20 protein-coding genes and 1 pseudogene are annotated in these 18,325 nt (G+C 64.3%); 8 read left to right on the top strand and 13 right to left on the bottom strand.

Translation table 11 applies throughout. The features are described 5' to 3' along the window. Positions 1-66 precede the first annotated feature (66 nt). The 7 genes and pseudogenes from ACX80K_RS12845 to ACX80K_RS12815 all read right to left on the bottom strand — a co-directional run. Positions 67-345: a hypothetical protein gene (locus ACX80K_RS12845; protein WP_459272270.1), complete on the bottom strand. Its 279-nt coding sequence runs from the start codon at positions 343-345 to the stop codon at positions 67-69. Positions 346-434: 89 nt separating this feature from the next. After that, positions 435-986 (bottom strand): hypothetical protein, encoded by a 552-nt coding sequence (locus tag ACX80K_RS12840; RefSeq protein ID WP_459272269.1) that lies wholly within the window; start codon positions 984-986, stop codon positions 435-437. A 369-nt stretch (positions 987-1,355) separates the two neighbouring features. Next, complete coding sequence (locus ACX80K_RS12835; protein WP_459272268.1) at positions 1,356-1,712, bottom strand: YciI family protein; 357 nt, start codon at positions 1,710-1,712, stop codon at positions 1,356-1,358. A 385-nt stretch (positions 1,713-2,097) separates the two neighbouring features. Beyond that, on the bottom strand, positions 2,098-3,375 hold the full coding sequence (locus tag ACX80K_RS12830) for an RNA polymerase sigma factor (RefSeq protein ID WP_459272267.1): 1,278 nt from the start codon (positions 3,373-3,375) through the stop codon (positions 2,098-2,100). After that, entirely contained in the window at positions 3,372-3,737 is a 366-nt protein-coding gene (locus tag ACX80K_RS12825; RefSeq protein WP_459272266.1) for a YciI family protein, read from the bottom strand. The genes ACX80K_RS12830 and ACX80K_RS12825 overlap by 4 nt, the downstream gene beginning before the upstream one ends. 211 nt (positions 3,738-3,948) lie before the next feature. Further along, complete coding sequence (locus tag ACX80K_RS12820) at positions 3,949-4,257, bottom strand: DUF6958 family protein (RefSeq protein WP_459272265.1); 309 nt, start codon at positions 4,255-4,257, stop codon at positions 3,949-3,951. Between the two features lie 155 nt (positions 4,258-4,412). Further along, positions 4,413-4,541: pseudogene (locus ACX80K_RS12815) on the bottom strand (SDR family NAD(P)-dependent oxidoreductase); the annotation flags it as partial. A gap of 106 nt (positions 4,542-4,647) precedes the next feature. Here ACX80K_RS12815 and ACX80K_RS12810 point away from each other — a divergent pair. Further along, a complete protein-coding gene (locus ACX80K_RS12810; protein WP_459272264.1) occupies positions 4,648-5,241 on the top strand; it encodes a YdeI/OmpD-associated family protein in 594 nt (197 codons plus the stop codon). Positions 5,242-5,477: 236 nt separating this feature from the next. Here ACX80K_RS12810 and ACX80K_RS12805 read toward each other — a convergent pair whose 3' ends face one another. The 3 genes from ACX80K_RS12805 to ACX80K_RS12795 are packed head-to-tail and all read right to left on the bottom strand — an operon-like array spanning position 5,478 to position 7,934. Continuing rightward, positions 5,478-6,698: an MFS transporter gene (locus ACX80K_RS12805; protein WP_459272263.1), complete on the bottom strand. Its 1,221-nt coding sequence runs from the start codon at positions 6,696-6,698 to the stop codon at positions 5,478-5,480. Next, positions 6,695-7,516: a helix-turn-helix domain-containing protein gene (locus ACX80K_RS12800; RefSeq protein ID WP_459272262.1), complete on the bottom strand. Its 822-nt coding sequence runs from the start codon at positions 7,514-7,516 to the stop codon at positions 6,695-6,697. Before ACX80K_RS12800 ends, ACX80K_RS12805 begins: the two co-directional genes overlap by 4 nt. After that, positions 7,446-7,934: a PI-PLC domain-containing protein gene (locus ACX80K_RS12795; protein WP_459272261.1), complete on the bottom strand. Its 489-nt coding sequence runs from the start codon at positions 7,932-7,934 to the stop codon at positions 7,446-7,448. The genes ACX80K_RS12800 and ACX80K_RS12795 overlap by 71 nt, the downstream gene beginning before the upstream one ends. Between ACX80K_RS12795 and ACX80K_RS12790 the strand changes: the two genes are divergently transcribed. The 5 genes from ACX80K_RS12790 to ACX80K_RS12770 all read left to right on the top strand — a co-directional run bounded on the left by ACX80K_RS12790 (position 7,872) and on the right by ACX80K_RS12770 (position 11,350). Next, a complete protein-coding gene (locus tag ACX80K_RS12790; protein ID WP_459272260.1) occupies positions 7,872-8,270 on the top strand; it encodes a hypothetical protein in 399 nt (132 codons plus the stop codon). The two genes, ACX80K_RS12795 and ACX80K_RS12790, sit on opposite strands and share 63 nt — an antisense overlap. Before the next feature lie 298 nt (positions 8,271-8,568). Beyond that, entirely contained in the window at positions 8,569-9,225 is a 657-nt protein-coding gene (locus tag ACX80K_RS12785; protein ID WP_459272259.1) for a hypothetical protein, read from the top strand. A 1-nt stretch (position 9,226) separates the two neighbouring features. Then, entirely contained in the window at positions 9,227-9,841 is a 615-nt protein-coding gene (locus ACX80K_RS12780; protein ID WP_459272258.1) for a TetR/AcrR family transcriptional regulator, read from the top strand. Further along, positions 9,838-10,812 (top strand): NADP-dependent oxidoreductase, encoded by a 975-nt coding sequence (locus ACX80K_RS12775; protein ID WP_459272257.1) that lies wholly within the window; start codon positions 9,838-9,840, stop codon positions 10,810-10,812. Before ACX80K_RS12780 ends, ACX80K_RS12775 begins: the two co-directional genes overlap by 4 nt. A 127-nt stretch (positions 10,813-10,939) precedes the next feature. Then, a complete protein-coding gene (locus ACX80K_RS12770) occupies positions 10,940-11,350 on the top strand; it encodes a RidA family protein (RefSeq protein ID WP_459272256.1) in 411 nt (136 codons plus the stop codon). 455 nt (positions 11,351-11,805) lie between these two features. Here ACX80K_RS12770 and ACX80K_RS12765 read toward each other — a convergent pair whose 3' ends face one another. The 3 genes from ACX80K_RS12765 to ACX80K_RS12755 all read right to left on the bottom strand — a co-directional run bounded on the left by ACX80K_RS12765 (position 11,806) and on the right by ACX80K_RS12755 (position 15,009). After that, positions 11,806-12,846, bottom strand: a complete 1,041-nt coding sequence (locus tag ACX80K_RS12765) for a hemolysin family protein (protein ID WP_459272255.1) — start codon at positions 12,844-12,846, stop codon at positions 11,806-11,808. Next, the gene (locus tag ACX80K_RS12760; RefSeq protein ID WP_459272254.1) at positions 12,839-14,221 is read right to left on the bottom strand and encodes a hemolysin family protein; all 1,383 of its coding nucleotides are present in this window, start codon (positions 14,219-14,221) and stop codon (positions 12,839-12,841) included. The genes ACX80K_RS12765 and ACX80K_RS12760 overlap by 8 nt, the downstream gene beginning before the upstream one ends. 233 nt (positions 14,222-14,454) lie before the next feature. After that, entirely contained in the window at positions 14,455-15,009 is a 555-nt protein-coding gene (locus tag ACX80K_RS12755; RefSeq protein WP_459272253.1) for a GNAT family N-acetyltransferase, read from the bottom strand. 784 nt (positions 15,010-15,793) lie between these two features. Here ACX80K_RS12755 and ACX80K_RS12750 point away from each other — a divergent pair. Both ACX80K_RS12750 and ACX80K_RS12745 read left to right on the top strand, forming a co-directional pair. Next, positions 15,794-16,429 carry a recombinase family protein gene (locus ACX80K_RS12750; RefSeq protein WP_459272252.1) on the top strand — a complete coding sequence of 212 codons (636 nt, stop codon included), beginning with the start codon at positions 15,794-15,796 and terminating at the stop codon, positions 16,427-16,429. A 1,030-nt stretch (positions 16,430-17,459) separates the two neighbouring features. Next, complete coding sequence (locus ACX80K_RS12745) at positions 17,460-18,230, top strand: hypothetical protein (protein ID WP_459272250.1); 771 nt, start codon at positions 17,460-17,462, stop codon at positions 18,228-18,230. The last annotated feature ends 95 nt before the right edge of the window (positions 18,231-18,325 follow it).

The following is an 18,325-nucleotide window of genomic DNA, read 5'->3' as shown; positions in this document are numbered from 1 at the left end:
GGAAGCAAGACGATCTTGGGCGCCGAGCGCGCATAAAGGCATCCACAAGCGGGCACTTGAGGTGTTCTAGGTCGGAACCGATACGTACCCGTCGGTCCACAGGTCATTACCGAGAGTCGCAGCGTCGATGAGGAAGCATTCGGGTTCGTCCTTGAACCCCGGCTGGGTGCGCGCTCGATCGATGCGCGCCTGCGCTTCACTGTGGGATGCGTAGACACCAAGCATCTTCGCGTCGTCCCCAGATTGTTCATCGAGCAGGATCTGACCGTCATCACCAAAGTGATCAGTCGGAGAACCGTCGAGCCACTTTGCGTGATGGATGTGCCACACCATGTAAACGTCCATGGAAGCAGTCTTTCATCCGAAGCTATTCACGAGCCCGGCGCCCTCTTGCCGATCATCAGGCCGACATCTTTTCGCTTACGACCTCTTGGCTAGCGGAGACGTTTGGCCTTTACGCGTGCGGCCTCGCGGTGGGTGAACTCCTCCGTAGGAACGGGGCTAGCAATCGCGGCGAGACCTTCGAGGTAGTGATCTCCGGTCCTGACGACTGTGATGCTCCGCAGCGGATAGCCGAGCGGAACGTCGTGCCAGGTTGCGTCCGGGCGGACCTCCCAAAGGTAGAGATACCGTCGCGTTAGCTCGGCCGGAGCACCTATCCACATGGCGTCGTACTTCCTATCTCGTTCGATGGAGAACAGGACACCTGGAGCGAGGAAGGACCAGAGCATGCTCGAGGTTGTATCCAGGTCGGGTGGCGGCCGATCCACTAGGGGAGTGGGCGGCCATTCAGGCCGGGTCTTAGCGAACTCTTGCTCGAATGTCCGGTCGGGTCGCACGTGTGCGATCTCGCGAAGACGGACAGCTGCGTACCCGTCGAAGAACCCTCCATCCATTGTCTGCGCGAGCAGAACCCACTTTCGGCCCACCGCGACGACGAAGCCGTCGAGTCTCTGACCGGGACGCGATACCCGGTCGATGCGCATTAGGGACTGCTCCTGCTGCGCGGTCAGCAATCGCGATCGGATCTTCTCGGTAGTAGGCACAGCTCATCTTGTCCCACGTTCGGTGAACCATCCTTCACCGGAATCTTGCTTCTGAGCGGTAAGGCTTTCTGGTGAAGCGGGAATCGCGAACAACTGGGTCGTCACGCTGGCGACGGCCGCGATGATCAGGATCGTGCCAAGTAGTGGGAGAGCCATCCAACCTCTTCAGAGGAGCACGGGCGGGGTCCGAGTCGCGCGTGACGCGCACCGTGGCGGACAGCGCGAACGCCCACTGGGCAGGGTGGGCCTCCGCCAGCACGGTGGCGACGGTGTCCGCCTGCATGGCGGACACCGTCGCTGTGTGGGGAGTTATACGAACGGGTTCGTCGAGGGGTCCACGAGCGGGCGAACCTCGACGCCGCCGAAGGGGGCCGGCGCGTGCTTGCCGATCTCGACGGCGTGGTCGATGTCGCGCGCCTCGTAGGTGTAGTAGCCGCCGAGGGTCTCCTTGGACACGACGAACGTGCCGTCCGTGACCGTGTCACCGTCGATCTTCTTAGCGTCCTTCGGGGACGCAGGGGCCCCTCCGCCCGTGAGGGTCCCACCGAGCTCGGAAATCTTCTCGGTGAACGTGCCGTGCGAGGCGACCAACTCGCCCCACCCCTCGGGCGACATGGTCGAGTACCGGCTCTGGTCTTCGTGGATGAGAACGATGTACTGGGACATGGCAGTGCCTCCTGCGTTGGGTCGCGGGCCGGCCTGTCCGGCTCCGTCATCACTACAGCGAACAACCTGCCGCCGGATCGACATCTAGGCCAGGATTCTTTTCCGAACCTTTCCAGCGCCACCGGCGTGCGTGTCGGAGTCCGCTGCGCGCGTTGAGGTGCACTCTGGGTGCGGGGATTCGGCGGACCGCCATGTCCGCTGCGAGTACGGTCACGGCAACCTGCTCAGCTCGCACGGAACCGGCCAGGGCGCTCGTGCCACGACTCATCTGGCTCACGACGCCTTCTGCGTTGCTGTCGGCACCGGCCGTCGCAGCCCGGACAACGCCTCTGCTCGTGCACGCGGGCTGCCATGAGGGTTGAGTGTCAGACCTGTGATCGATAGGTCATCGATGGGTGCGTGCTGCGAGGAGTCGGCGCTCGGCGTCGTTCGCGGTCAGTTCCAGGGCGCGGAGATCCGCCGCCAGAGCTTCGTCGTCACGACCGAGCCGCCTGAGCAGGTGCGCACGGACGGCGTGCCAGAGGTGCGCACGCTCGAGGTCATTCTTGAGGGTGTCGACCTCGCTGAGCGCTGCAGCGGGGGCTCCGACCCGGTCGAGTGCGACTGCACGGTTGAGCCGCACGACAGGCGATCGGTCGTAGCCGAGGAGCAGATCGTAGAGGACGAGGACCTGCAGCCAGTCGGTTTCGGCTGCGGTCTTGGCATCGGCGTGGCACGCGGCGATCGCGGCATGCAGCTGCCAGCGGCCGGGGCGACGTAACCGGGCGGCCTGGTCCAGCTCGGCGCGTGCGCGAGCGATGAGAGTTTCGTTCCATCTTGACCGGTCCTGATCGGCCAGCAGCACGAGCTCGCCGTCCACGGACCGGGCTGACTCGCGCGCGCGGTGGAACAGCAGTAACGCGAGGAGGCCGTGAGCCTCCGCCTCATGTGGCAGGGCAGACGCGATCACGCCTGCCAGCCAGAGGGCGTCGTCGGCGAGGCCGCGGTTCGAGGTGGCGTCGCCGCCGGCGATGAGATGGGCTTCGTTGTACATCACCGACACGACTGTGAGAACGATGTCGAGCCGCTCCGCCCGATCCGGCCCGTCCGGGATACGCAGCGGGATACCGGTGGCGCCGATCTTCCGTTTGGCGCGCACGATGCGCTGCGCGGTGGCGGGCTCGGTGCTGAAGGTGGCACGTGCGATCTGCGCGGTGGTGAGGCCACACACCGCTCTCAATGTGAGTGCGAGTTGAGCATCCGGCGACAGCGCGGGGTGGCAGCAGCCGAATAGCAGCGGCAGCCGGTCATCAGTTTCATTGATCTCGTCGAACGAGTCTGTGTCGGCTGGATCCGCAGTCGCAGTCCCCCATTCGGCCTCGGGTGCCATGCTCGCCAGCTTCTCGCGGTAACGGGTTGCTCGGCGGATCCGGTCGAGGGCGTTGTGACGTGCAGCCTGGGTGAGCCACCCGCCGGGGTTCGGCGGGATCCGGTCGCCCCGCCACGCGCGCAGTGCTTCCTCGACGGCCTCGGCAACTGCTTCTTCGGCAATATCCAAGCTACCCAGCGACTTGGCCAGGGAAGCGACGATCCGGCCTGACTGTTCACGCACGACCCGCGCGAGGAGTAGATCGGATGCCGCGGCCCCGCCGCCTGGCCCCGCCGCCGCATCCGATCCGGTCACTGCTCTTGCTGGCTGAAGTCCACCATCGGGCGGATCTCCACGCCGCAGCCCGGGTGCTCCAGCCCCGGCCACGTCCTCGTCAGGGCGATTGCTGCATCCAGGTCCGGGACGTCGATGACCTGGAAACCGCCGACGACCTCTTTGGCCTCGGAGAACGGTCCATCGACGACCACCGTTCCGCCCGCCCTGTGCTTCACGGTCGTGGCCGTCTCGACCGGCTGCAGCTGCGCACCGACAGGTGCGATGTGCGCCGCGTGCTCACCGAACCACTGGTACATGCGGGCGTAAGTCTCCTGCTGCTTGTCCTCCGGCACCTGCGCGTCCAACTCGGGGTTGGTGGTGAACATGATCACGTACTTCACGGTGTTTCCTTTCGTCAGTGGAACCGTTACACCCATACAGCGAACGAGCAAGACCACCATCGACACACGCCGAGGAATTCTTTTCGGGCCCGGATTCGGCACTGGATTCGAAACCGATTACGGGAGCGTCAGTGCGCGGCCGTAGAAAGGGTCGCTTGAGCATCTCCTAGCGCTCGATGACGGACAATCTTGCTTCCCCCGAAATCTTGGTTCAGGTGTCAACGGCGCGTGGTGTTCTGCGGATGCGTTGGGGTGAGCTCTTGGGAATGCGTTCAACGAGACCTCGGGCTTCGAGGTCAACTTTGGTGTAGCGGACGTAGTTGGACAGGCGTCCGTTTGGGAACGCCGGGTGGGACCCTAACCTGCTCTGGGCCTCATCGACGACGACCTTCAGGGGCACGGTGTCGTCGTCAGCGGCGAACACGTCGATAGCGCCGAGGATGACCTCCACGAGCAGATCGTATTGCTCGAGGGATATGGTCCACCCGTCCAGACCATCCGGTCGTGTGGCGTTGAACATCTGGACACGTCCGCGTTCACGCGCCACTTCATCCTCAGCCCATGCTCGGGCCGACACCGGTTCTGAATGCGGGTCAGCGGACATGAGAGCCCTCCACAAGGTCCTTGAGTTGCTGCAGGTCCTTCACATGCAAGGCCCGGATCGAGCGTTGCAACCACCGGTGCGGCCTGGTCGGCGTCCCGGGCGGTAATCAGCACCTGCAGGCCGGCGGCGGCGAATTGCTGCGCGACCTCCCGATCGAGGCCGTGCGCCGCGCCGGTCACAAGGGCGACAGGTCCGTTCATGATCTGCTCCATTCCGCAGGGTCCTTGGATCATAGGGGACCGATTTGTACCGTGGAAGGATGAGGACTACCCGACCGTCGATCCGGCAGGGCCTTGGAGCGCCGAGGTGAGCGTCGCTTACGACCAGGTACAGGTCGACTCCCGCGGGCAGTGGCGGGAGTGGCTGACCGTTCATGCCGCCGGCAGTCCCGGCATCTGGCTCGTCACATGGAAGAAGGGCGCCGGGCCGTACCTGTCCTACGACGATCTGGTCGAGGAGGCGCTGTGTTTCGGCTGGATCGACAGCCAACCCAGGACGGTCGATGAGGACCGCAGCAGCCGGCTGGTCTCCCCGCGCCACCCGGGAAGCAACTGGTCACGGGTCAACAAGGAGCGGGTGCAGCGGCTCACCGAGGCGGGCCTGATGACTCAGGCCGGGCTCGACGCCGTACGCGCGGCCCAGGCCGACGGCAGTTGGACCGCCCTGGACGACGTCGAAGACCTCATCGAGCCCGACGCCCTGCGTGCCGCACTCGATGCCCACCCGTCCGCGCGGGCACACTGGGACGACTTCCCGCGCTCAGCGAAGCGGGCAATCCTCGAGTGGATCAGCACCGCCAGAACCGACACCACCCGGGAACGCCGTATCCACCAGACGGTCACCGAGGCGGCCGACGGCCGGCGGGCCAACCAGTGGCGCCAGCCCAAAACCGCCAAGTAGGCGGAAACAGCCACGGTCCGGCCGGTACCGGTTCGACACTTGCCATGTGTGCACGCTGGGAGGACCCCCCCCCACCCACCAACGACCGACAAGCCCGGCGTTGCATGATGTCTAAACCCTTGACCATCCCTGTTGCGAAAGCCCTCAACGGACCCAAGATCTACATGATTCCAGAGCGGATGCACTGTGGCGTTGGGTGTACCCCGGCGCAACAGCTGATCTGTTGGGGCGGAGTATTACGGGCGGGGACGTTCTTGATGAGACCTTCCGGTTCGAAGGCTGAGAGCCACCAAGCCGGCCAGGAGGTAGAGGCTGGCCTGTACCTGCAGCGCAATAGTGAGCCCTACCCCAGTGCCGACGAGGCCGCCGGCGAGCATCCCCAGGGATTGGAATGCGGTGAGCGCTGCGAACAGCAGGCTGGTGACGCGGCCGCGATGAGTGGCCGGGCTTGAGTACTCGGCGATCGTCAGCAGAGCGGTCATGGCGGTGAGACCGGGCGCACCCACCAAAACGAAGAGGACCACGTACACTGCGAAATTGGTGGTCAGAAGCGGCGCGTTCCATACGGCGAACGACAGTAAGGCGAACAGGAGCAGAGAGCCTGATGCGAGGCGTGACGGCGATGCCTTTGCGACGACTCGGATGAGCGCGAGACCAGCGACAAGCGCCCCGACGGCCTGAACTCCCCGCAGTACCCCCACTTCCGCTTCACCTCCGCCGAGATCTCGGAGGACGAACAGCAGGAAGAGGATTGTGAACAGGCCCTGCGCGACGGCCATCAGGGCAGCGACCAGCATGAGCCGCGCCAGTCGAGACGTGCGTCTGACCACTCGCAAGCCGTCACGCATATCGGCGAGAGGGTGCGACGTCGGTGCTGCGCCCGCAGTGGTAACACGAGGCCCACTACCGAGGACCACCGTGGCGACCAAATAGAAGACTCCGGCAGTAGCTACGAGCGGGGTGACACCGCCCACGCCAATCACGAACCCTCCGACAGGTGCGCCCACAAGCCGAGCGAGGCTCGAGCCGATTCCCAGCAACTGATTGGCTCCCGGAACCTGGTCGGCTGACACCAACGCCGCTGCCGTCGACGGACGGCATGGCTCGATGATCGCGCCCAACAAGGCCTGAGCGACGACGACCACGTACACCAGCCACAGATCGTCGCCTCCGGTGACGAAAAGCAACGGTACGAGCGCCACCATTTGTAGCGCCGCCGTGGCCCCCATCAGGCGCCACGCATTGACCCGATCAATCAGTACCCCTGCTATCGGCGCACTGACCACCGTGAGTGCGGTCTGCACGATGAACACCGTCGAAGTGGCCAACGGCGACGCAGTAAGGGAGAAAACGAACAACGGCAAGGCGACCAGCAGAGCCCAGTCGGCCGTTTCTGCAACCACTCCACCTACGAACAACCGCCGTATTCCGCGCGCCGCCCAAACGGTGGCGTTCATTGATCCGTGGATGTGAGTCGTGGATCAAGAAACGCCCGCACAGAAACGCGAACAACCTCGCTTCCATCGGGCACTTCCCGACGCGTGGGACGCAAGTACGGCCGCACGACGTCATCGATACGACGACCTAGATCGACCAGCTCTGCCGGCGTGAGCAGCACCGCGTAATCATGCAAAGTCACCGCATCGCTCCACGCCGTCGGCACCCTGTGCTCCTGATCCAGGTAGTCAATCAGTAGGGCGTGAGCCTCGTGTACCGAAATCAACTTCACAGCGGACTGAGCTATTGCGTCCGCTGGACCTTCCGCCGGTCCGAGTTCAATGCCCGTGACCGTGGCCCGCCAAGGCTTCGTGCGACGGTCCTCTGCTTCATCGTCGCGCTCGACCAGCCCAACCTTCGCGAGTTCACGCAAGTGCCACGAGCAATTCGACGGACTCTGACCTACTACCGCAGCACACTCACTTGCCGTCTGAGGCCCCGTACTCATCAGGTGATTCAAGATGGACAGCCGAGCCGGTACGGCCAAAGACGCGACTACCGCCCTCGAGGCAACCAAGCGCCGCTCAACATATTTTGAAGTCACGACTTCAGAATATGGCCTGCCGGACTCCTGATGGAAGGTCTTGTAGAACGAGCCTGAACGGATAGTGCCCGCTGGATGGCCAACCCCGGCACAGCCCTGTGAGAAAGCTTTCGGTCGTGCGGTGCCTGTCCAGCGGTGCGGGCTGGCACCGCGTGATCGGGGATTAGTCGCGCGCTGCGAGGAACTGGTCGAGGGCGGCGAGGTCGTCGGTGTTGATGTGGTCGACGCCCGCATCTGCAAGTTCCGACCAGACGGCGTCGCGTGCCGCACCGGGGAGGTCAGGGGTCGCCCAGAAGCGGACCCGTGCGCCCTGTTCGTGGGCGGTGGCGACATAGGCCCGGAGCTTCTCGCGCTCCGCGGTCGGCATCTCGCCCACGCCCTGCCAGGTGAAGAGTTGGTTCCAGTTGTTGCTGATCAGGGGCATGAGGCTCGAGGGCAGCGCCGATCCCAGGTCGGTGGCGCGTCCGTCGTAGAAGCTCGAGCGGTGCTGGTCGGCGGCCATCGTTGCCAGGGGGCGGTTGCCGCTGACGACGACGCTCACGGCACCCTGCTTCACTTTGCCGTTGCTGAAGCGCGTGAGCAGGGAGCGGTGCTCGTCGAGCTCGGCCTCGAGGGCGGCGTAGGTCTGCTCGGCGTCACCCTTGATGTCCACCAGCAGCTGGAACTCTCCGTCCCACCCCGGGTACACGCTGCCGGCCCTGCCGTCCACCAGCTCATCGAGCGGATCGAGATAGAGGCTTTCGAGCGTGACTCCAGCAGTGACATCTGCGAGGTCGTGGGCTACGAGAAGCTCGCCGTCGACCAGCCATACGTCCGCTTCGACACTGGTGAAGCCGTGCTGGAGGGCATCGAACAGCGGGCGGTCGTGTTCGTAGTCGTTGTGGGCGTGCGCTGCCTCGCGGGGGGTCCCGAGGACAACGTCATTCGTAGGCTTAGACGCGTTCGCCGGAACGGCAACGGAGACAGCGAGCGACGAGCAGACAAGTAACAGGGCGAAAGGCCGGGCGATGGACATGGTCCTCAACTTTCGGGTGGGGGCAGGTGGCCCTCCGACGCTAGATAGTTGAGGTGAGCAACAGGGTGATCCCCGCTGGAACCCGGGTGAACATCCGACGACGCCGACCGCCGAAAGTCCTCCGGGCCGGGTGTGCGGGCGGCTCCTGCCAGCGGGAAGCAGGTCAGCAGCACGCCCAGCGATTCTGCGGGACGTCTCTTGTGTGGTGTCGTACGCCGAGCGATAATCTAACCAATATGTTGGTGGATTAAACGGGAGAGGGTGTGTGATCATGCATCGACTGGCAGCCGCTCTCGTCGCCGGGTCGCGGACGTGGTGGGTGATCGCCGTGGGCGCCGTCGCGACGGCGGGCTCCCTGATCCTTCTGCAGGTTGTGGGTGCCCGTGTGGATCGACTCGTCGGATACCCGCCGTTTGACCTGCAGACGCCTCTGGGCGTCGAGGCGGTCCTCTCGCAGGCCCCCCTGTATGAAGCCCCCGCACGCCGGGCCTACCTCTTGTTCCTCGTGGTCGACACCGTCTTCCCACTCGTGGCGTCCGTGCTTCTCTGCCTCGTTCTGGCGCGATCGCTCACCGTGTTGGAGAGGCTGCGGGGGCTCCCGTCGGTCAACAGGGTGGTGCTCATTCCTCTGGTCGGGGCGCTGTTCGATTGGACCGAGAACGTCTTCTTCGCCCTGGCGATCTGGAACCCGGATGGCCTTAAATCATGGGCGGTGATCGCAGTGGGAGTGAAAGCGGCAAAGATCGTGCTCAGCGTCGTCCTCGTTTCCGGCCTGGTACTCACCTTCGCGGTCTTTGTGCTGACCTGGTCGACCGTGGCGCACCTGCGTACCCGCCGGCAGAGCATGCAGATGCTGAGCATCGATGAGCCTCCCACCAGTGCATCTCCCAGGCCATCTTCGGGCTCCGAGCCCGCGGCGGGAGCCTGAGATGGCACGGCCGAAGAGCCTGAATAATGCTTCCCGCGCGACGTTGCTCACCGAGGCGGAGAAGCTGTTTGCGGCCCGCGGATTCTCATCGGTCAAGCTGCGCGACATCGCGGAGGCCTCGGACCTGCATCACGCCTCGATCTACTACTACTTCCCGGGCGGCAAGGAACAGATCTACGTCGACGTGATGACAGCCAGCTTCCACGAACATCGCCGCGGGCTCGAGGAAGCCGTGGCAACTGCTCCTCCTGGGGTCCGGGGCCCGCTCTACGCCGTGGCCGATTGGTTCACCTCCCACCCCCCGGTAGATGTGGCTCGCATGGCCTTGGCGGATTTCCCTGCCCTCCCCCCGGCCGCCGCGGACGACCTCACCACCCTGGCGTATGACTCGCTGCGGAAACCGATCGCGGCCGCCCTCGCCGCGGCGCGGGACGCGCGATCCGAGGCGCTGTCGATCACGGACCTGGACCAGGCAGCGATGGCCCTGGTGGCCCTCGTGCAGAGCGTCCACTCCGTGCCGGCCCGATACCTGCCGACCCCCGAAGCGAAAACGGAGCTCGGACGCGGTTTCGTGGACATGCTTCTGGACGGATGGATACGAAGGGAGCAGAAGTGACTGCCACAACCATGAAGACCATCGCCATCGAGCGATACGGCGGGCCGGAGGTGCTGGCCATCATGGACCTCCCGGCGCCACGGATGGCCCCGAATCAGGTCGTGATCAGGGTCGCCGCCGCGGGCCTGAACCCGGCCGACACTGCGCTGCGCGCAGGACAGTTCAGGTTCTTCATCCGACACCCGTTCCCTCTTGTGTTGGGCTCCGACCTCGCGGGAACAGTAGAGCAGGTCGGTGAAAAGGTGACCAGGTTCTCGGTCGGCGACCGCGTGCATGGTCTCCTGCCCCTGCTCGAAACCGGCGCGTACGCCCAATTCGCAGCCATCGACGAGGACTCGTTGTCGCTTGTGCCCGACGCTCTCACTCTCACTCAGGCAGCAGCGATACCACTCGCGGCGCTCTCGGCCTATCAGGCGCTCTTCGAGCGAGCAAAGATCAAGGCAGGCGACACAGTACTGATCACCGGCGCATCAGGCGGTGTCGGCACTTTCGCAGTACAGCTGGCCCACGTGGCCGGCGCCCATGTTGTAACACTCACCAGTGCCCGCAACCAGGAGACCATGCGGACACTCGGCGCGGATGTCTGCCTCGATTACGGACAAGCCGATGCGCTGAAGAGCATCGGACAGGTCAACGCCATTCTCGACTGCGCACGCACCCTCCGACCAGCCCACGCCCACCGGCTACTGGTCCGAGAAGGCACCTACGTGTCGGTGGTGCCCTTAGCCAACCCCGTGCGCATCCTTCGCGCCGCTCTCCGCGGGCGCCGATTCCGGTGGCTGAAGGTACGGCCCGACGGTCACGCACTCCAGCACATCGACCAATGGATCTCCGACCGCCGCGTCGCCCCGGTCATTGAGCACGTTTACTCCCCGCAGGAGATCGCTGACGCGCATCGACGCATCGATAGCCACCGAGTACGCGGAAAGCTCGTACTGCAACTGGATTTCGCCCACCGCAGCAACCTCTAGCTGCGGCGACTCCTCCCCTGGTCAAACCAAAAAGACCTGACCTATCTGTTGACCTTGATTCTCGGGTCATTCGCCGGTTTCTCGCCGGTGCTGACGGCGCCCACACGGATGATAGCGACGGGTTGTCGTGTCTGATACCCCATGGGATGATGCCGCCATGGGCAGAGAGCTTATTCGCACCGACCGTGCCCCCGGCTCTTCCCTCTACAGCCAAGGTGTTCGGGTCGGCAATCACATCTACGTCTCCGGGATGACCGGCACCGACCCGGCCACCGGCGCCCTTGCCGGCGGAACGATTCAGGAGCAAACTCGCCAGGCCCTCACCAACTGTCTCGCGATCCTAGAAGCTGGCCATGCGAGCTCTGACGACATCGTCGAGATAGGCGTCCTCTTGACCCACCCAGCCGACTTCGCCGGCCTGAACGAGGAGTACGCCCGGGCGTTTCCAACTGATCCGCCCACCCGCTACGTAGCCAGACTCGGTGTCGAGCTGCCCGGAGTCCTCGTCTCCATTCGGATGACCGCGATCACCACCTGACCAGGCAGTGGCGGTCAGCGGCGGGCATCTCAGAAACTGCGGATTTGATCGCTAGAGGGCGGTCGTCGGTGATCGCTTAGTGGAGATAGTTGCCGTTGACGAGAATGCTGGCAGCGGCTCTGAAATGCAACGGTAAATCGCGGTGATCCTCCAGCGCTGCGTGACGGACTTACAGGAACGCTGAACGCTCCCAGATGGCCTGCTGCTGCCCGTCGTGAACTTCACACGTACCTCCACCATTCATCCTGCCCAAGGAGTGGTGCATTGACCGGTTGAGACCGCCAGTGATTGTGTCAAGGAAATGGACCCAGGGGGACGGTTGATGGTGGCCCCACCACGGCGCCGTTTGACCGTACGGAAACCACTCTCGAAGTCCTGAGTCGTCCTCAGTCGGAGTATTGATGGTGCTGGCGCAGGCCACTGAGCCCGGGTGTGCCTGCGCCAGCAGTGGCGCCCTATGGGGTGCTGGTGGCGTCCTGGACTTCGCCGACGAGTTCCTCGAGGATGTCCTCGAGGAAGAGCATGCCGGTGGTGTTGCCTGCGGTGTCGAAGACCCGGGCGATGTGGGCGCCGGTACGCCGCATGGTCGCCAGCGCGTCCTCGAGGTCGCTGCTGCGGTACGCGGAGGCGAGCTTGCGGACCCTCTTGGCCGGCACCGGGGCGGTGAACGATTCCGGGGTGGACAGATCCGTGACGTCTTTGAGGTGCAGGTAGCCGGCCGGTTCCCCGTCGCGGGTGAGGATGTACCGGGAGTAGCCGTGCTCCCCCACGGTGCGCTGGATGTCCGCGGGGCTGGCCGTGACGGGCAGGTGCACGATGTCCGTGATGGGGACCTCGACGTCGGCGACGGTCTTGGACGTGAACTCGAACGCGTTGCTCAGGGTGCCGCTGCCGTCGGCGAGGACGCCCTCCCGGGTGGACTGCTCCACGATGGTCGCGACCTCGTCGAGGGTGTAGGCGCTGGTCGCCTCGTCCTTGGGCTCGACCTTGAACAGGCGCAGGATCGCGTTGGCGATCCCGTTCAGCGCCCAGATGACCGGCCGGACGACCCTCGACACGAACACCAGGGGCGGCGCCAGGAGCAGGGCTGCCTTCGTGGGCACGGAGAACGAGATGTTCTTCGGGACCATCTCGCCGAGGACCACGTGCAGGAAGGTGACCAGCAGCAGGGCGATGACGAACGCGATCACGCCGACGGCTTCGGGCGGGATCGGTGTCAGGGCCAGCGGGTACTCGAGCAGGTGATGGATCGCCGGTTCGGACACGTTCAGGATCACGAGGGAACAGACGGTGATGCCGAGCTGACTGGTGGCCAGCATGAGGGTGGCGTGTTCCATCGCCCAGAGGGTGGTCTTCGCGGCCTTGCTGCCTTCCTCGGCCCGCGGTTCGATTTGGGAGCGGCGCGCGGAGATGACCGCGAACTCCGCGCCCACGAAGAACGCGTTGACGGCCAGGAGCACGACCAGCCAGATGATGCCGGGCAGGTACTCACTCATGGGTCAGGTCCTTCGTCAGCTCGTCGATCGTCCGGTCGTGGCGGCCCTGTTGAGCAGCGCGGGGATCCTGCGGGTAGTCTGCGGGATCGGTGGGTGTGAAGCGGATGCGTTCGACGTGGGCGGCGAGGACCCGCTCGACGCGCAGGACGCCGTCGTCGAGTGCTACTTCGTCGCCGAGTTCGGGGATCCGGTCGAGTTCATCGGTCATGAAGCCGGCGATCGTGTCGTAGTCCTCCCCCTCAGGCACCTCGATCCCCGTGCGCTCCTTCAACTCGTCCGGGCGCAGTGACGCGTCGAAGGTGATCGATTTGCCGGTGCGGATGACGCCGACGCGGGTGCGGTCGTGTTCGTCCTCGAGCTCACCGACGATCTCCTCGATCAGATCCTCCAGCGTGACGATGCCCGCGGTGCCGCCGTGCTCGTCGGTGACGATCGCGACCTGCAGTCCCTGCCGGCGCAGCAAGCCCAGGAGGGTGTCAACGCTCATGGATTCGGGCACCCGGAGGGGTTGGACCATGAGTTTCTCGGCCGTGGTGATGTTCCGTGCGTCCAAGGGCACGGCGAAGGCCTGCTTGAGGTGGATGACGCCACGGATGTCGTCGCTGTCCTGACCGATCACGGGGAACCGCGAATACCCGGTGGCCACCGCGATGGCGACGATCTCCGCTGCGGTGTCCGTGCTCCGGACGGACGTCATCCGCACCCGGGGCGTCATGACGTCGTCGGCGGTGTGATCGGAGAACAACAAAGTACGGTGCAAAAGCTCGGCGTGATCCTGATCGAGGGAACCCTCCAGGGCGGACCGGCGTACCAAAGAACTGAGCTCCTCGGCGCTGCGGGCCCCGGAGAGCTCCTCCTTCGGTTCGATGCCGAAGGAGCGGATGATCCTGTTCGCCGTGTTGTTGAACAGCAGGATCACGGGCTTGAGGACCGTGGTGAACAGGGCCTGGAACGGAACCACGACCCTCGCGGTCTGTCGCGGCAGGGCCAGGGCGAAGTTCTTCGGCACGAGCTCGCCGATGACCATGGAGAACACGGTGGCGAGGAAGATGCCGACGACGGCGCCGATCCCGGGCACGATGCCCTCGGGCAGGCCCGCGCCGAGCAGGGGCTCGCGGAGCAGGGAACTGATCGCGGGCTCGAACGTGTACCCGGTGAGCAGGGTCGTCAGGGTGATGCCCAACTGAGCACTCGACAGATGCGTCGAAGTGATCTTCAGGGCCTTGATCGTGGGCTTGAGGCCCTTCTCGCCGCGGGCGTCCCGGGCTTCGAGCTCGTTCCGGTCGAGGTTCACGAGCGCGAACTCGGAGGCAACGAACAGGCCGGTACCGACGGTGAGGATCAGGCCGACGCCGATCATGACTAGTTCATACATGGTGCCGCCCCCCATCCTCGATCGGCCGGCAAACTAGAAAGCCGGCGGTCAGGCGGGTGAGGGGCATGGGTCTATGTGATGGGGGGTCGTCCATAATGCCATCCAGTCTAACGAACAGCTGTCTACTCTTCCGGGCAAGGACGCCCATCCGGCCTACGCTGACAGCACAACCCCACTGGAGGATCGACCAGCGAAGCGTGACCGGGCGCTCTGACTGGCTGAAGATGTGAGTGTCAGGGGCGATCGATGCGGTACACGTAGTGCAACGGGTCGTCCACCGGATTTTCTGGCGACATCGGCCCTTCGGCGATCCGCTGCAGCCCCGCCTTCTCAAGAGCCCGCCACGAGGCAGTATTCGCGGCCACCACGGCGACAAGCACAGCGGGTGCGACCGGGTAATCGCTCCAGGTCCTCTGAACCGCGTGGGCGAGCATCCGTGAGCCGAGCCCACCACCGCGTAAGGCGGCATCAGCTATGAGGTAGTCGAGCTCGACTGCGCCCTCCGGCACGTCGACGAGCGTCTCAAACTCGGCCAGGTCCTCGGGGTAGTCGTGAATCACTGAGCGCTGCAGCAACCCGAAGGGGCGGCCGTTGAGCGACATGATCAGGTCCTCTCCCGGTTCCTCGCCCCGCACGCTCGGTCCGAAGTCACGCTCGACGGCCTCAACCGTGTACTCGTTGTTCCACCACCGCGCGACCTGCGGCTCACCCAACCACTCGGCCAGCAGGGCGAGGTCGGCGGCAGCCAACGGACGCCAGGTCAGAAGACCTTCATCGATCACTCCCATACCAATACTGTAAGGAAGGGTGTCAGCTGAAGACCAGCGTCCCGCAAGCCGGTCGCTCGACCCTCATCCTCCAACCGGAGTCGTGGTGCGCGCCAACACTCCAGCGAGCAGCCAACACTCCAGCGAGCAATGAGCGCATGAACCGGACGGTGAGAATGTACGGAAAGGTGCCATATGCGTACACCAAGGGGGCTTCCGACCGTTGCCCAGCTGTCCAAGCGAAGAATCCTTTGCTTGGACGTATTCAAGCCGACCAGAGTCCGAACCGACCGTACCTTCACCGGCCAGTTTCTTGGGCGAGGACTGCAGGAATGGGCCGCCTAGACAGGACGAGGCAGAACGAGCAGTTGGAAGTTGGTGCCGAAGAGCTTGCCGTGCCACTAAGAATTGTCATTTGCGCTGATATCGGTAATCCGGCTTCGTGCGATTCACCAGCACCATTACGACTTGGTCCTTGCGGAACCGAAGGCCTGTATAGGGCCGCAACTATGGGGCCCTTAGATCCGCCTGAGTCCGTAGGGTCACCCACCTATGAACGATTGAGCCCGAAGGGTGGAGCCCAAGACCATCCACTTGTGGATGCGCCTCTAGACCTCCAACAAGCAACTACAGCTACCGTCTCGCTACCGATGGGTAACAAGACACTTCGTCGAGACACAACTACTCCCCCGCCATTACTACTCCTGTCATGTCTTGCTACCCTGTCTCACAAGCTAGAGTTGGGAATCGTGGTAGAAGCGTTGATTGCGAGACAGTTTCTGCGGCATCGGTGTGGAGAAGTGGTATGGGCAACCTAATCGGGTACGCGAGAGTGTCGACGCGCGCGCAGGACTCGGACCGTCAGGTCACCGACCTGCTGGCCACCGGCGTCCGGCGCGATGACCTCTATGTCGATCATGAGGTGAGTGGCGCCCATGCCCGCCGGCCGCAGTTCGACAAGGCTCTCGGCGCGTTGCAGGAGGGCGATACCCTGATCGTCACCACCCTCGACCGGCTCGGCCGGTCGACGTCGAACATGCTCGCCCTGGCCGATGAACTCCGACTACGCCAGGTGAACTTGCGCGTGCTGAACTTCGGCGGCGGCAACGTGGACACCGGCACACCGATGGGATCAATGGTCTTCACCGTCATGGCGGCCCTCGCGCAGATGGAACTCGAGATCAAACGCGAACGCGTCAATGATTCCAACACGAAGCGTCGTGATGCCGGCATGGACCTTGGCGGCCGGCGCCCGGCATTCTCCGACAGCCAGATCGCGAACGCACGTCGGCTCATCGAACAGGGTCAGCCCGCGTCTCATGTCGCCCGTGACCTCGGCATGTCCCGGGCCACCCTCTACCGGCGCATCGCGAACCTCGACGCCCGGCAGTGGATCACCACCCGCACCACTTCCGCCCATTCCCAGGACCCGAAACCATAGTGTGCCGCCAGCAAGGGGGCAGATACGACGGGCTTGACCTGGCAAGGTTGAAGCCAAGGGCCTCAGCCGGTGAAGTTTCGTTATATGAACACCAGGGAAGACGGGGCGCTGATTCTCGATGTGCTGAACAGGGGAATCATGATGAATGCAAGGCACCCCACGGTCCTGCCGCGACGAGTCCGGCCTCTTCGATGAGAGCGCCGACCACAGCAGTACTGAGGATCTTTTTGCGGGTGATCACGATCGTGCCCTCCGCCGGAGCGACTAGGGAAGCACCAACACTGGCGACAGATCGAAGGTGAACCACCGATGCCACAAGCCCGATATATGGAATTCGTCACACCGGCGACGAGAGATGGGTCGAGCGCCCCTGTTCATAGGCTGTCGGAGATACGGGCGGGAGAAATGAAGGAGCGCCGGCGAACATCGGGACGGAGGTCCCTTTGATGTTCGTCGACGCTCGGACCCGGCGGACCGGGTCAGTCCCCACTCGCACGTGAAGATGGGGATGACTGTACAGGCCAGGCCTGTGAAACACCCGCGAAAGTTTACTCATCGGTAACCGCCTCTTGTCCGGGCGCGTTCGAGGTGTTCATCCCCTCCAGATCCAGATCTTGAAGCACAAACCGGCGCCATCACCTCCGGCAGTCCTCCTACGGTTCTTCCACATCCGCCGAGGGTGTCGTGCGTTAGTTTTCTGGCGCCCCGATCGAATTAATCGGGCCAGCCTCCCCAGTTGGCCGGCACAAGGGCGCCGATCTTCCGCGGAGCCAGGAGGGCAAGGTAAGACCCATAGCACGGGCCTCGCTTGTGCTACGGGGCGTTCGCTTGTTGGTACGCAAGCTATCTATTGTGACTGGTGCATGCCTATGGTGAGCCGGTAGGAGGAAGGCACAACGACGCGCCGGATTATTCTGGTAGGTATTGGTTCCTGGGGGCAGCCATCCGTGCGACATTGTGCGCCGAATCACAGTCAGTGCGACTCCGGATCCGGACTCGTTCTCATCGCACAGTGAAGGACATAGATCCCATGAACAAGAAGATGCGTTTCCTTGCAGTACCGGCCCTCGCCATCAGCGCTGTCGCTATGGCAGGATCGCCGGCCATGGCCGCCCACGACGGCACCTACTCCTCGACCCTGGGTCAGCTCAGCGGCACGACCGGTACGGGCACGATCAGCCTCGACGTCAAGGGTGACAAGGCGACCGTAAACCTGCAGGTCTCCGGTCTTGCCCAAACCTTCATGGACGCACCGTACCCCCACGTCCAGCACATCCACGGCGGAGCACTCGGCCAGTGCCCCACCACGGCCGCTGACGCCAATGGCGACGGTATCCTCAGCACCACCGACGGCGCAGCATCCTACGGTGGCATCCTCACCACGCTGACCACCTCCGGTGCCACGACCCCGGCCGAGGGCCTGAACCTCGCGCTCGGCGGACAGGGCGGCACCTACACCATCCAGCGCGAAATTACCCTGGACATGCCCACGCAGGAAGCCCTTGCCGCCGGCACCGCTGTCGTCGTCGTCCACGGCCTGGACCCCGCCACGGTCACCGCCACCGCCGAGGCGTTCAACGCACCGAGCGACCTCGAGCCCTCGCTGCCCCTGGGCGCGACCTCGCCCGCACTGTGCGGTGTCCTCACCGAGCAGCAGATGGGTGCCATGCCCAACGGCGGCGCCGACACCGGTGTAGCTACTGAGACCGGCTCCAACACTGGCGTCCTCGCCCTCGGTGGCGGACTCGTCCTCGCCGCCGCAGCCGGCGGAACCTACATGATCCGCCGCAACAACGCATAACAAGCACCAACCCATCCGCCCCGTAACGGATAACGGCACGACCAGCAGTCTCAGCAGAACGATCTGATCGGACCACGGAAAAAACCCTGATGATC

The sequence above is a fragment of the Arthrobacter sorbitolis genome, assembly GCF_054510995.1.
This window is presented reverse-complemented; position numbering and strand designations above follow the sequence as displayed.

Excerpts from the sequence above, each read along its gene's own strand:
- ACX80K_RS12765 (WP_459272255.1), bottom strand. The coding sequence starts at position 12,846 with ATGAGTGAGTACCTGCCCGGCATCATCTGGCTGGTCGTGCTCCTGGCC.
- ACX80K_RS12835 (WP_459272268.1), bottom strand. The coding sequence starts at position 1,712 with ATGTCCCAGTACATCGTTCTCATCCACGAAGACCAGAGCCGGTACTCG.
- ACX80K_RS12805 (WP_459272263.1), bottom strand. The coding sequence starts at position 6,698 with ATGAACGCCACCGTTTGGGCGGCGCGCGGAATACGGCGGTTGTTCGTA.
- ACX80K_RS12745 (WP_459272250.1), top strand. The coding sequence starts at position 17,460 with ATGAACAAGAAGATGCGTTTCCTTGCAGTACCGGCCCTCGCCATCAGC.
- ACX80K_RS12845 (WP_459272270.1), bottom strand. The coding sequence starts at position 345 with ATGGACGTTTACATGGTGTGGCACATCCATCACGCAAAGTGGCTCGAC.
- ACX80K_RS12780 (WP_459272258.1), top strand. The coding sequence starts at position 9,227 with ATGGCACGGCCGAAGAGCCTGAATAATGCTTCCCGCGCGACGTTGCTC.
- ACX80K_RS12840 (WP_459272269.1), bottom strand. The coding sequence starts at position 986 with ATGCGCATCGACCGGGTATCGCGTCCCGGTCAGAGACTCGACGGCTTC.
- ACX80K_RS12750 (WP_459272252.1), top strand. The coding sequence starts at position 15,794 with ATGGGCAACCTAATCGGGTACGCGAGAGTGTCGACGCGCGCGCAGGAC.
- ACX80K_RS12760 (WP_459272254.1), bottom strand. The coding sequence starts at position 14,221 with ATGTATGAACTAGTCATGATCGGCGTCGGCCTGATCCTCACCGTCGGT.
- ACX80K_RS12785 (WP_459272259.1), top strand. The coding sequence starts at position 8,569 with ATGCATCGACTGGCAGCCGCTCTCGTCGCCGGGTCGCGGACGTGGTGG.
- ACX80K_RS12820 (WP_459272265.1), bottom strand. The coding sequence starts at position 4,257 with ATGTTCAACGCCACACGACCGGATGGTCTGGACGGGTGGACCATATCC.
- ACX80K_RS12800 (WP_459272262.1), bottom strand. The coding sequence starts at position 7,516 with ATGCGGGCGTCGACCACATCAACACCGACGACCTCGCCGCCCTCGACC.
- ACX80K_RS12755 (WP_459272253.1), bottom strand. The coding sequence starts at position 15,009 with ATGGGAGTGATCGATGAAGGTCTTCTGACCTGGCGTCCGTTGGCTGCC.